11 protein-coding genes are annotated in these 12,023 nt (G+C 62.5%); 2 read left to right on the top strand and 9 right to left on the bottom strand.

All coding sequences use genetic code 11. The features are described from left to right. Positions 1 to 2: 2 nt before the first annotated feature. Genes C0058_RS03685 through C0058_RS03675 form a run of 3 tightly spaced genes read right to left on the bottom strand, consistent with a single transcriptional unit; the run spans position 3 to position 3,747 of the window. The gene (locus tag C0058_RS03685) at positions 3 to 1,466 is read right to left on the bottom strand and encodes an amidohydrolase family protein (RefSeq protein WP_102368043.1); all 1,464 of its coding nucleotides are present in this window, start codon (positions 1,464 to 1,466) and stop codon (positions 3 to 5) included. Between the two features lies 1 nt (position 1,467). Beyond that, complete coding sequence (locus C0058_RS03680; RefSeq protein WP_102368042.1) at positions 1,468 to 2,328, bottom strand: MurR/RpiR family transcriptional regulator; 861 nt, start codon at positions 2,326 to 2,328, stop codon at positions 1,468 to 1,470. A 15-nt stretch (positions 2,329 to 2,343) separates the two neighbouring features. Next, positions 2,344 to 3,747, bottom strand: coding sequence for a gluconate:H+ symporter (locus C0058_RS03675; RefSeq protein WP_017478510.1), 1,404 nt, complete (start codon positions 3,745 to 3,747; stop codon positions 2,344 to 2,346). Between the two features lie 193 nt (positions 3,748 to 3,940). On the opposite strand from C0058_RS03675, the gene C0058_RS03670 reads away from it, so the two are divergent. After that, the gene (locus C0058_RS03670) at positions 3,941 to 4,333 is read left to right on the top strand and encodes a lysozyme inhibitor LprI family protein (RefSeq protein ID WP_003212286.1); all 393 of its coding nucleotides are present in this window, start codon (positions 3,941 to 3,943) and stop codon (positions 4,331 to 4,333) included. 47 nt (positions 4,334 to 4,380) lie between these two features. Here C0058_RS03670 and C0058_RS03665 read toward each other — a convergent pair whose 3' ends face one another. The 5 genes from C0058_RS03665 to C0058_RS03645 form a co-directional block, all read right to left on the bottom strand. After that, positions 4,381 to 5,826, bottom strand: a complete 1,446-nt coding sequence (locus C0058_RS03665; RefSeq protein ID WP_102368041.1) for a SulP family inorganic anion transporter — start codon at positions 5,824 to 5,826, stop codon at positions 4,381 to 4,383. Between the two features lie 207 nt (positions 5,827 to 6,033). Beyond that, the gene (locus tag C0058_RS03660; protein ID WP_102368040.1) at positions 6,034 to 6,927 is read right to left on the bottom strand and encodes an NAD-dependent epimerase/dehydratase family protein; all 894 of its coding nucleotides are present in this window, start codon (positions 6,925 to 6,927) and stop codon (positions 6,034 to 6,036) included. 104 nt (positions 6,928 to 7,031) lie between these two features. Continuing rightward, complete coding sequence (locus tag C0058_RS03655) at positions 7,032 to 7,928, bottom strand: LysR family transcriptional regulator (RefSeq protein ID WP_102368039.1); 897 nt, start codon at positions 7,926 to 7,928, stop codon at positions 7,032 to 7,034. 41 nt (positions 7,929 to 7,969) lie between these two features. After that, on the bottom strand, positions 7,970 to 8,560 hold the full coding sequence (locus tag C0058_RS03650) for an NAD(P)H-dependent oxidoreductase (protein ID WP_063033256.1): 591 nt from the start codon (positions 8,558 to 8,560) through the stop codon (positions 7,970 to 7,972). 117 nt (positions 8,561 to 8,677) lie between these two features. Next, on the bottom strand, positions 8,678 to 9,442 hold the full coding sequence (locus C0058_RS03645; RefSeq protein ID WP_102368038.1) for a sulfite exporter TauE/SafE family protein: 765 nt from the start codon (positions 9,440 to 9,442) through the stop codon (positions 8,678 to 8,680). A gap of 190 nt (positions 9,443 to 9,632) precedes the next feature. Here C0058_RS03645 and C0058_RS03640 point away from each other — a divergent pair, with 190 nt between their 5' ends. Further along, positions 9,633 to 10,529 carry a LysR substrate-binding domain-containing protein gene (locus C0058_RS03640; RefSeq protein ID WP_102368037.1) on the top strand — a complete coding sequence of 299 codons (897 nt, stop codon included), beginning with the start codon at positions 9,633 to 9,635 and terminating at the stop codon, positions 10,527 to 10,529. On the opposite strand, the gene C0058_RS03635 is transcribed toward C0058_RS03640, so the two are convergent. Then, a complete protein-coding gene (locus C0058_RS03635; protein WP_102368036.1) occupies positions 10,475 to 11,881 on the bottom strand; it encodes an amino acid permease in 1,407 nt (468 codons plus the stop codon). The two genes, C0058_RS03640 and C0058_RS03635, sit on opposite strands and share 55 nt — an antisense overlap. Positions 11,882 to 12,023: the final 142 nt, after the last annotated feature.

Genomic DNA, 12,023 nt, shown 5'->3' with positions numbered 1-12,023 from the left:
CACTATAGAGTGACAAAACCCTTTCGCAAATCTCCGCTGCGCGCCAGGAATCGTCCGGGACGCTGCCCGTTGGCCTGCCCGTCGCTGTAGCTGAGCACGCCGTTGACCCACACACCGTCAATCCCTTCCGCCGCGCGCTGCGGCTCTTTGAAGTCCGCCACATCCCGCACCCGCAACGGATCAAACAGCACCAGGTCGGCCCAATGCCCTTCACGGATCTCACCGCGCCCGGCCAGGCCAAAGCGCGCCGCCGACAGTCCGGTCATCTTGTGCACGGCGGTGTGCAGCGGGAACAAGCCAAGGTCCCGGCTGAAATGCCCCAGTACCCGGGGAAACGCGCCCCACAGACGTGGATGAGGAAACGGATCTTCCGGCAAACCATCCGAGCCAATCATCGACAGCGGATGCGCCAGGATGCGCTGCACGTCGGTCTCGTCCATCCCGTAATACACCGCCCCGGCGGGTTGCAGGCGGCGTGCGGCGTCCATCAGCGGCACCGCCCACTCGGCGGCGATATCCTGCAGATCCCGCCCGCCCATTTCCGGATGCGGCGCAGACCAGGTGATGGTGATGCGAAACGCATCGGTGACTTGCTTGAGGTCCAGGGTCGAAGAGCTGGCCGCATACGGGTAGCAATCGCAGCCCACCGGGTGGGTCTTCGCCGCGTGTTCCAGCGAGGCCAACAACTGCGGACTGCGCCCCCAGTTACCGGCGCCCGCGCACTTGAGGTGGGAAATGATCACCGGCGCCTTGGCATGCCGGCCGATCAGAAAAGCCTCGTCCATCGCCTCCAGCACCGGTTCGAATTCGCTGCGCAAATGGGTGGTGTACACCGCGCCATACGCCGTCAGTTCTTCACTCAACTGCAGCACTTCATCGGTCTCGGCGTTGAAGGCGCTGGCGTATGCAAGCCCGGTGGATAAACCCAGGGCACCGTCCGCCAGACTCTCCTGCAACTGCGCGCGCATCGCGGTGATTTCACCCGGCGTGGCGGTACGGTGCAGGTCGTCCATATGGTTGCTGCGCAGCGCGGTGTGGCCGATCAGCGCCGCCACATTGACGGCCGGGTGGGCGTTTTCCACCGCCGCCCGGTAATCGCTGAACCGTGGGTAGGCAAAGGCCTCGGCGGTGCCCAGCAGGTTCATCGGGTCCGGCGGATCAGCCTGCAAGCTCACGGGCGAGGCGCTGATGCCGCAGTTGCCGACAATCACCGTGGTCACGCCCTGGCTCAGCTTGGGCAGCATCTGCGGGTGACGGATCACCACCGTGTCGTCGTGGGTGTGCACGTCGATAAACCCCGGCGCCAATACGCGCCCGGCAGCGTCGATTTCATGCTCGGCGCTGTCCCGGGACAGGTCGCCGATCTTCTCGATACGGCCCTCGTGCACTGCCACATCGGCGACATAGCCGGGGGTGTTGCTGCCATCAATGATCAGCGCCTGGCGGATCAGCGTGTGGTACTTCATCTCAATCTCCAAGCGGCAGGCTGTCAGGGCCGCCGCGATAATCGTCCAGGGCCAGCTTGATCCGTCGCAGGCGTTCCTGGTTGTCATCCGGCATGGCCAAGGCCAGCTCGGTGGCGAGCACGTCGATGGCCAACAGCATTCCGTAGCGCGCCGCCGTTGGCTTGTAGATAAAACTGGTTTCGGCCGGTTGCAGCGGCAGCAGCACGTCGGCCAACTGCGCCAGCGGGGAGTCCGGCAGGGTGATGGCGATGATTTTTGCGCCGTAGTTGCGCGCCAGCGCCACCACGCCCAATACCTCCGGGGTGATGCCGGTCAGCGAGCAGACGATCAGCGCATGCTCCGGCCCCAGGGTGGCGGCGGTCACGCGCATCATCACCGGGTCGTGGCAGGCGTTGATCGAGTAGCCCAGGCGCACCAGGCGCACTTGCAACTCGTCGCTGCACAGGCTCGACGGCCCGCCCATGCCGAACGCGTGGATCATCCGCGCATTGCCCAGCAGGCTCACGGCGTCGACAAAACTGCGCTGGTTGAAACCGGACAGGTGCCGGCGCAACGTCGCCTCGATATCGCTGAGAATCTGCCGGTGAAACGCCGACTGCTCCGGCAGGCCCGCCGGGTCGAGGAAACGGCTGCCGACACCGCTGGCCTGGGCCAGTTGCAGGCGCAGGTCACGCAGGTCGCGGCAGCCGACGCTGCGGGCAAAACGCGACAAGGTGGCGGTGCTGACCTCGGCCCGTTGGGACAATTCTTCCAGGCTGGCGGACGCTGCAAAGCCGACATCATCGAGCATCAGCTTGGCGATACGCCCTTCGCCGGCGCTGAAGGAATCCTGGCGGGCGCGGATCTGGTAGAGGATGTCCATCGGTTCGGCTCCGGGTTACAAGATGCAGGACAAACCATAAGTCAGACCGAAGGCGACCACCGAAATCAGGGTCTCCAGCACGGTCCAGGTCTTGAAGGTCTGGATCACCGTCATATTGAAGTATTCCTTGATCAGCCAGAAGCCGCCGTCGTTTACGTGGGAAAAGATTACCGAACCCGCGCCGGTGGCCAGCACCAGCAATTCCGGGTGGGGATAACCCAGGCCCATCGCAACCGGTGCAACCACGCCTGAGGCCGTGGTCATGGCCACGGTGGCCGAGCCGGTGGCGATGCGCATCAGCGCGGCGAACAGCCAGCCCATCACCAAAGGCGACAGGTTGAAGGCGTGGGCCAGGCCGAGGATCTCATTGGTGACCCCGGCGTCCACCAGAATCCGGTTCAAACCACCGCCCGCGCCCACCAGCAAGGTGATGCTGGCGGTCGGTGCCAGGCATTCGTTGGTGAACTTGAGGATCGATTCGCGGTTGAAACCCTGGGCCAGGCCCAGCGTCCAGAAGCTCACCAGGGTCGCCACCAGCAGCGCAATCACCGAGTTACCGATAAACAACAGGAACTGGTTAAAGGCGGTGCCCGGTGTGGAAATCAGGTTGGCCCAGCCGCCGATCATCATCAGCACCACCGGTAACAGGATGGTGCCCATGGTCAGGGCGAAACTCGGCAGGCGGGTGCGCGGCTCGCGGTCGATGAACTGGCGTTCCAGCGGGTTTTCCGCCGGCAGGTGAATGTGCGGCACGATAAATTTGGCGTACAGCGGGCCGGCAATGATCGCGGTGGGTATGCCGATCAAAATCGCATACAGCACCGTCTGCCCGACCGAGGCGTTATAGGCCAGCACCGCCATCATCGCCGCCGGATGCGGCGGCACCAGCGCATGCACCACCGACAAGCCGGCCACCATCGGCAGGCCGACCATCAGGATCGACACGCCCACCCGCCGCGCCACGGTAAACGCGATCGGCACCAGCAACACAAAACCGACCTCGAAAAACAGCGGCAGCCCCACCAGGAACGCGATACACACCATTGCCCAGTGCGCGTTACGCTCGCCGAACCGGTTGATCAGCGTGCGCGCCACCTGCTCGGCGCCACCGGACTCGGCCATCATCTTGCCGAGCATGGTGCCCAGCGCGACCACCAGCGCAATATGCCCCAGCGTCTTGCCGACGCCCGCCTCGTAGGAGCCCATGATCGTGTCCGCCGGCATCCCGGCCAACAGCGCCAGGCCGATAGACACCAGGGTGATGACGATAAACGGGTTGAGCCGGTAACGCGCGATCAATACGATCAATGCAATGATGGCGATGGCGGCGTAGATCAACAGCCAATACCCCGGTGATGCGGCCATGCGGTACTCCTCGGAAAGGGTCACGTCGAATAGGTTGTGAAAGTCATAAATCATTACCGGGGTGTATTTTCAATTTTTATGAAAGTAATTTTCGCCCACAGACAAGCCCTGTCGCGCAGGGATATGCCCGGGGTCAGTGGATGAAAATTCGGGAGGCGTTCTTACATAAAGATCGCCGGGGCTGGAAACTCAACTGCGCAGGCCGAGTCTTAGACTGCACACCGACTCATGACCAGGAAAACCCAGAATGAATCGTAACCCCCTGCTTGTTCCTTTCGCCGCCGGCGCACTGTTGCTGGCCTTGTGCGGCACGGCCTCGGCCGATGAGAACCCGGCCCTGAAAAAATGCATGGACGGTGCCAACACCACCGCCGACATGGTCGATTGCAACGCCAAGGAAACCAAGGTGCAGGACGCGCGCCTGAATACCGCCTACAAAACCGCGATGACCGCGATGGAAGGCAACCGCAAGCAGCAGTTGCAGGACGTACAACGCCAGTGGCTCAAGTTTCGCGATGCCAATTGCGGCTTCATCGGCTCGGCCACCGGCGGCACTATTGATCAGGTCAACGGCTCCGGCTGCGTGCTGGACATGACCCAGACCCGCGCCCAGGAACTGGAAAACCTGGTCGGACCATGATCGTTCCCACGCAGAGCGTGGGAACGATCATCGCACTTCAACAACGGTCAGTCGTGCTGCACCCGGGCGCGCTTGAGCAGTTTGCGGCAGCGCTCGGACAGGTGCAGCACCCGCAAATGCTTGCCGGCCTTGGTGTAGCGCTCGCGCAGGGTCATCAACGCAGCAATCGCTGAATAGTCGACGAAGCTCAAGTGACGGCAATCCAGCGTCACCTGGGCCGGGTCGTTGGCCGGATCGAAGCGATTCAAAAACGGCGTGGTCGAGGCAAAAAACAGCGTGCCGTGCACCCGATAGAGTTTGCTGCCGTCCGCTTCCATGTGCTCATCCGCGTACAGCTCGCGCGCCTGCTGCCAGGCGAAGTTCAGCGCCGCAATCACAATCCCGCACAGCACCGCCGTCGCCAGGTCGGTGAACACGGTAATCACCGTCACCGCCATGATCACCAGCACGTCGTTGAGCGGCACCTTGTTGATCACCCGCAGGGACGCCCAGGCAAAGGTCTGCTGGGACACCACAAACATCACCCCCACCAGCGCCGCCAGCGGAATGCGCTCGATCAGCGGTGACAGAAACAGAATGAACAACAGGATCATCACCCCGGCAAACACACCGGAGAAGCGCCCGCGCCCGCCGGAGCTGAGGTTGATCACGGTTTGCCCGATCATCGCGCAGCCGCCCATGCCGCCAAACAAGCCCGAGACCATGTTGGCTGCGCCCAGGGCCACGCTTTCACGGTCCGGGTAGCCGCGGGTTTCAGTGATTTCGTCGGTGAGGTTGAGGGTCAGCAGGGTTTCCAGCAGGCCGACCATGGCCATCAGGATCGCGTAAGGCGCGATGATGTGCAGGGTTTCGAGGGTCCAGGGAATCTGCGGCAACGCGAAGGTCGGCAGGCCGCCGGCGATGTGGGCCATGTCGCCCAGGGTGCGGGTCGGCAGGCCGAGCAGGTACACCGCCAGGCCCACGCCGAGGATCGCCACCAGGGCTGGCGGTACGGCGCGGGTCAGGCGCGGCAGCAGGTAGACGATGGCCATGGTGGCCGCGACCAGCCCGGTCATTACGTACAGCGGCGTGCCGCTGAGCCAGGTGTCACCGCTCTTGAAATGCTCCAGCTGCGCCAGGGCAATGATGATCGCCAGGCCGTTGACGAACCCGAGCATCACCGGGTGCGGCACCATGCGCACCAGCTTGCCCAGGCGCAACAGGCCGAAGGCGACCATGATCAACCCGCCCAGTAATACCGTGGCCAACAGATACTGCACGCCGTGCTGCACCACCAGCGCGACGATCACCACCGCCATCGAGCCGGCGGCCCCGGAGACCATGCCGGGCCGGCCGCCGAACAGCGCGGTGAGGGTGCAGATGATGGATGCGCCGTAGAGGCCCATCAGCGGGTTGAGATGAGCCACCAGGGCAAAGGCGATGCATTCGGGCAGCAAGGCAAAAGACGTGGTGAGTCCGGCCAGGGCGTCGGCGCGCAGACGGGTGAGGTTCATTGAAGTACCGGGGAGTTGCGAGGGATTAGGCGGGGGATGGTACGGAATTGGGCGGGGTGGGGCTAGTGTTGGGTAAGACCGTTGGACCGAGTCGCCCCTTTCGCGAGCAAGCCCGCTCCCACATTTGACCGCATTCCAAAGTGGGAACTCGGTTAAGTGTGGGAGCGGGCTTGCTCGCGAAGAGCTCGCCTCGGTCTCAAGCGAACATCACACCATCTCGTTGCGAATCCACTCGACTACAGAAGTCCGCTTCGGCGCCCATCCCAGCAATTCCCGCGCATGCTTGCCGCGCACCCGGCTGTTGGAGCCCAGGCCATAGTTGGCCATTTCATAACCCCACTCGGACTCGGCATCCGCCAATGGCCAATCCTGTGGTTCACCCAGCTTCAGCGCTTCGGCAATCGCGGTGGTCATGTCGACAAACGCCGCTTCGCCACTCTCCACAAAGTAGAAAGTGCCCGGCACATTCTTTTCCAGGGCCAGCAGGTACAACGCAACCACGTCTTCAATGTGCACGTTGGACCAGATGTTCTGCCCGGTGCCTACATGCCGCACTACACCGCTTTTGCGTGCCTGCTTGAGCAAGCGTGGCAACTGCACGCTGTCGCGCTTGACGCCCAGGCTGTGACCGTAGATCAGGGTGTTGCAGATCACTGCCGAGTTCACGCCATCTTTGGCGGCAGCCAGGATCAGGTTGTCGATGGCCACGCGAGCAGCCTTGTCGACAGTCGGCGCCGGCAGGTTGTCTTCAAAGTAGATGACATCGCTGGACTTACCGCCCGACGCATCGCCAACGATGCTCGAACCGCTGGTGTGCAGGAAGGTTTTGTTGGAACCGCGCAGCGCGGCCAGCAAGGTTTCCACGGCGCCGCGATGGTCGCTGCTGGCGGCGTTGATCACCGCGTCAGCTTTCTTCGCCTGTTCGGTCAAGAGCGTGTTGTCATCCAGCGTGCCGATTACCGGCGTGATGCCCAGTGCAGTCATTTCCGCAGCCTGTTCGGTGCTGCGCACCAGGCCGGTGACGTTATGGCCGGCCTTGACCAGGCCAGTAGCGATGGAACCGCCGATAAAACCGGCAGCGCCGGTGATGAATACGTTCATGGAGGTGTCTCCCTGCGTGAGTAATTGATGGACTCAGTATTGCGGACCTATCCATTCCGAATAAGTCCGTATTGCCCAATTCAATCTTGCGCAGAGGTCACGAATCAGCTGGCGTAGCTGGCCAGCTTGCCCTGGATAAAGTCCAGGAAGCACTGGATGCGCAAGGCCAATTGCGAGTTGCGGTAGTACACCGCGTTGATCGGTTGACGATAGCCGCTGTTGAACTCGGCCAGCACCGGTATCAGGCGTCCGGTCTTGATGTCCTGGGCGGTCATGAAGTCCGATAAACAGGTGATGCCCTGCCCTTCCAGCGCCAGCTGGCGCAAGGTTTCACCGCTGGAAGCGGCGACACCGGGCTGGATTTGCCAGCGATCGCCGTGCACATGGCGCAACGGCCAGTGGTTGAGGGTTTCGGTCTGGGTGAAGCCGAGCAACGTGTGTTCGGCCAGTTCGGCAACGGTCGTGGGCGTGCCGTGCTGTTCCAGATACACCGGGCTGGCGAGGATATGCAGCGGGCTGCAACCCAGTGAGCGGGCGTGCAACGTCGAGTCGGCCAGGGCTCCGATACGGATCGCGATGTCGGTGCTCTGTTCCAGCAGGTCGATGATCAGGTCGTTACTGTTCAGTTCCAGCTGGATATCCGGGTACAGGCCACGAAACTCGGCGATGTACGGCACGATCGCATGCAGCATGAACGGCGACGCCGCGTTGATCCGCAGGCGCCCCGACGGGGTTTGCTGGCGCGACGACAGGCGTTCTTCCAGGTCGTCCATCTGCTCGAGGATCACCTTGGCCCGCTCGAAGAAATACTTGCCCTCTTCGGTCAGGTCCATGCGCCGGGTGGTGCGGTTGATCAGGGTGGTGTCGAGCTTGGCTTCCAGGCGCGACAAAGTGCGGCTGACCGCCGACGGCGTCTGCCCGACCTGCTCGGCTGCGGCGGAAATCGACCCGCATTCAATCACGCAGACGAAGATCTGTAGCTCATCGGACCGGGCTTTCAACGTGAATCCTCTTTATAGCGGCTGCACGGATACTAGCCGCATTACAGACTCAGGTTAAACACCTGTGCCAGATGCTGTTCATAACGCGCCACGTCGGCTTCGATGGCCGGGCGTTTCATCACGTCCACGCAGAGGAAGGTCGGCAGGCCGGTCATGCCGAGGAACTCGTTGGCCTTGTGGAACGGGAAATACACCGCGTCCACGCCCTTGGCTTCGAAGAAGTCGGTGGGGTCGTCGAACGCTTGCTGGGGAGCGTTCCAGGTCAGGGACAGCATGTATTGCTTGCCCTGGATCAGGCCGCCGCTGCCGTATTTCTGCGACGCGTCGGAGCGGGTGCGGCCGTCGCTGGCGTACAGGCTGCCATGGCCTTCGGTGAAGACTTCATCGATGTACTTCTTGACGATCCACGGAGCGCCCATCCACCAGCCGGGCATCTGGTAGATGATCACGTCGGCCCAGAGGAATTTGGCGACTTCTTCGGCCACGTCGTAGCCGGCGTCGATGTGGGTTTCCTTGACGTCGATGCCGCCACGGTCCAGTACCGCCAGGGCGGCTTCATGCAGGGTGCTGTTGTAGCGACCGTCGGAATGGGCGAATTTCTTACCGCCGTTGAGCAGGAGTACTTTTTTCATAGGGGGTGCCTAAAGATTAAAAATGTCTGAAGGCAGGGTAACGGGGTCGGTGCTTTGGAATAAGCGTCCCGGCGGCAAAATACATTTGACCAAAGCGCACGAATCAACGGCATATTGTTAACCACTGATCAGCAGATGACCTCCCAGCGCGGCCATGCCGATAAAGAACACCCGCTTGAACAGCACGGCACTGATGCGCTGGCGCAGGGCCTGGCCCAGCCACATCCCGAGCAGCGCGGGAACCAGCGCCAGCAACGAGGCGTTCAATTCGCCGCCGCCCAGGCTGCCACGCCAGAACAGCCCGGCTGCCAGCGCCAGGGTCGACACGGTGAACGACAGCCCCAACGCCTGCACCAGCTGATCGCGGTTCAAGCCCAACGCTTGCAGATACGGCACCGCCGGTATCACGAACACCCCAGTGGCCGAGGTGATGACCCCGGTCAGCACGCCGCACAGCGGGCCCAGCCAGCGCTCGGTGGCCGGGCTGACCTTGAACGTCGGCAGCAACAGCCCGCTCAAGGCATACACCAGCAGCGCGCCGCCCAACGCCCGCACCACCCAATGCCCGCCATCCATGCCCAGCCACACCGAGCCCAGCCCGGTGCCGAGGAAAATCAGCAGGAGCATCGGCCACAGGCGTTTGATCAACGCGCTCAGGTGAGCGCCGAAGGCCAGTTGCCAGAGGTTGGTGACGGTGGACGGGATGATCAGCAACGCCGCAGCCTGCGCCGGCAACATAGCCAGGCCGAGCATGCCCATGGCGACGGTGGGCAGGCCCAGGCCGATGACGCCCTTGACCGTACCGGCCAGCAGGAAGGTGCCGATCACCAGCAAAGTCAAGGCCGGGCCGAGGTTTTGGTAGAACGCGAGTAAGGTATTCATGGGTCGATTTTGCAGGTTTGGGTGATGTCTGAAAATTCGCCATATACTGAGGCAGCCTCTTGTTTTGCATGAGGCAGATGGCCTCTTCGCGAGCAAGCCCGCTCCCACATTTTGAAAGGGTTCACAGATCTAAATGTGGGAGCGGGCTTGCTCGCGAAGAGGCCCGTACAGACACTGAGATCCCCAGCCCATGCACTTTGACCTGATCGACCTGCGCCTGTACCTGCACATCCTCGACACCGGCAATATCACCGCCGGCGCCGGCCGCAGCCATTTGTCCCTGGCGGCGGCCAGTGCGCGGATCCGGGCGATGGAAGCCTCCCTGGGCATCGAGTTTCTTGAACGTGGCCGCCGTGGCGTCACCCCGACTGCTGCGGGCAAAGCCCTCGCCCGTCACGCCCGCCTGCTGTTGCAGCAAGCCGATCACCTGCAGCAAGACCTCGCGGAATACGCCAACGGCGTCAAGGGCCAGGTGCGCCTGCTGTGCAACACCACCGCCCTGAGCGAATACCTGCCGGAACTGTTGGCGGACTTTCTGCACGAGCACCCCAACCTCGACATCGACCTGCAGGAACTGCCAAGCCTGCGCATCACCCACGCCTTGCGCCAGGGCGCGGCAGACCTGGGGATTATTTCCGACGCAGTAGATACCCACGGCCTGCAAACCCTGCCCTTTCGCGACGACCCGCTGGTGCTGATCATGCCGCTGGATCACCCGCTGGCCGGGCGCACCGTGAGTTTTATCGACAGCTTGCAGCACGACTATGTGGGCCTGGCCGCCGACAGCGCGCTGGCGGTGTACCTGGAGGAACAGGCATTGCACGCAGGCTTTCGCTTGCAGACACGCATCCGTGCAGATGGGTTTGACGGGCTGATTCGCATGGTCGCCCGGGGCGCCGGGCTGGGGATCGTGCCCCTGGCCGCGCTGGAACGCTGGCCGTTGGAGCGGCGCTTCAAGGCCCAACCCCTGAGCGAGGATTGGGCCTGTCGCAAACTGCTGTTATGCGCCCGAGAGTTCGAGCAATTGCCGGGTTATGCCAAAGCCTTGTTCGATGCCTTGGCCGCGCCCTTGCGGAAAAATACGTAGTACACCGCCGACAGAATCAGCAGGAACGGCACCCCGAACACCAGCGTCATCTTGAACGCATCGGTGAAAAACGTGGTGATCATCACCGCGCCCATCAGCACCAGGCCCAGCAGCGTGCTGTAGGGAAACAGCGCCAGCTGGAACGACAGCTTCGCCCCGCCGTGACGCTTGCGGTAGCGGCGGAAAAACAGGTGCGTGAGGAAGATCATGAACCAGGTGAAGATCGCGCCAAACATCGAGATCGCCATCATCAGGGTGAACGAGCTTTCCGGGTACACCACGTTCAGCAGGGTCGCCAGGGCAATGCCCGAGCCGGACAGCAACAAGGCGTTCAACGGGATCCCGCTCTTGCTCAAGGCGCCCATGGACTTGGGCGCGAAACCGGCGCGGGACAGGCTGAACATCATGCGGGTGGTGATGTAGAGCTGGCTGTTCATCGCCGACAGCGCAGCGATCAGGATCACGAAGTTCATCACCCCGGTGGCGCCGGGAATGCCGATGGTCTGCATCACCGTGACGAACGGGCTCTGGGCGTGGCCGGCCTGGTTCCACGGCACGATGGCCAACATCAGCGCCAGGGTCAGCAGGTAGAACACCACCAGCCGCACGATGGTCGCGCGGAAGGCTTTTTTCACCGCCTGCTCCGGGTCGGCCGCTTCACCGGCGGCCACCGCGATCATTTCCACACTCAAGTAACTGAAGATCGAGACGATCACCGCGATCCACATGCCGCTCAACCCGTTCGGGAAAAAGCCGCCGTGGGCCGCGTAGTTCTGCACACCGTAATCCGGATTGCCGGAGCCGAACACCACGTACACCGCGAGGATGATGAAGCCAACGATGGCGCTGATCTTGATCGTGGAGAACCAGTACTCGAAGTTGCCGAAGGTCTTGACGCTGATGGCGTTGAGTACGATCAGCACGCTGGAAAACGAGACGATCCACACCCATTCCGGCACGTTGGCAAACCAGTACTTCATGTACATCGCCACCGCCGTGACCTCGGCGCCCACCGCCAGCACAATCGCCGCCCAGTACGCATAACGCACCAGGAAACCGGCCAGCGGGCTGACGTAAAATTCGGCATACGCGCCGAAGGAGCCCGAGGTGGAATGCGCCACGGTCATCTCCGCCAGGCAGCCCATCAACAGCAAAGTGATCAGCGCACCGATGGCATAGCTCACCAGTACGCTGGGCCCGGCATAGCCGATGGCGTAGGCGCTGCCCATGAACAGCCCGGTGCCGATGGCGCCACCGATGGCGATCATGCTCATCTGGCCGGAAGTGAGCTGGCGCCTGAGGCCCAGTTCGCGATTGGTGATTTCGGCAAAGCCTTGGTCTGGCGTGGTCACGTGGCGTGCCCCTTTATTATTGTGATTGCACTGCTTTCTGGTTGAAACACTGTTCCCTGTGGGAGCGGGCTTGCTCGCGAATGCGGTGTGCCAGTCAATACATCAGAGACTGATAGACCGCATTCGCGAGCAAGCCCGCTCC

The sequence above is a fragment of the Pseudomonas sp. NC02 genome (assembly GCF_002874965.1).
Lineage (GTDB): Bacteria > Pseudomonadota > Gammaproteobacteria > Pseudomonadales > Pseudomonadaceae > Aquipseudomonas.
Note: the sequence above shows the minus strand (reverse complement) of the source record. Positions and strands in the feature narration are given on the sequence as shown.

Excerpts from the sequence above, each read along its gene's own strand:
- C0058_RS03685 (WP_102368043.1), bottom strand. The coding sequence starts at position 1,466 with ATGAAGTACCACACGCTGATCCGCCAGGCGCTGATCATTGATGGCAGC.
- C0058_RS03680 (WP_102368042.1), bottom strand. The coding sequence starts at position 2,328 with ATGGACATCCTCTACCAGATCCGCGCCCGCCAGGATTCCTTCAGCGCC.
- C0058_RS03675 (WP_017478510.1), bottom strand. The coding sequence starts at position 3,747 with ATGATTTATGACTTTCACAACCTATTCGACGTGACCCTTTCCGAGGAG.
- C0058_RS03670 (WP_003212286.1), top strand. The coding sequence starts at position 3,941 with ATGAATCGTAACCCCCTGCTTGTTCCTTTCGCCGCCGGCGCACTGTTG.
- C0058_RS03665 (WP_102368041.1), bottom strand. The coding sequence starts at position 5,826 with ATGAACCTCACCCGTCTGCGCGCCGACGCCCTGGCCGGACTCACCACG.
- C0058_RS03660 (WP_102368040.1), bottom strand. The coding sequence starts at position 6,927 with ATGAACGTATTCATCACCGGCGCTGCCGGTTTTATCGGCGGTTCCATC.
- C0058_RS03650 (WP_063033256.1), bottom strand. The coding sequence starts at position 8,560 with ATGAAAAAAGTACTCCTGCTCAACGGCGGTAAGAAATTCGCCCATTCC.
- C0058_RS03645 (WP_102368038.1), bottom strand. The coding sequence starts at position 9,442 with ATGAATACCTTACTCGCGTTCTACCAAAACCTCGGCCCGGCCTTGACT.
- C0058_RS03640 (WP_102368037.1), top strand. The coding sequence starts at position 9,633 with ATGCACTTTGACCTGATCGACCTGCGCCTGTACCTGCACATCCTCGAC.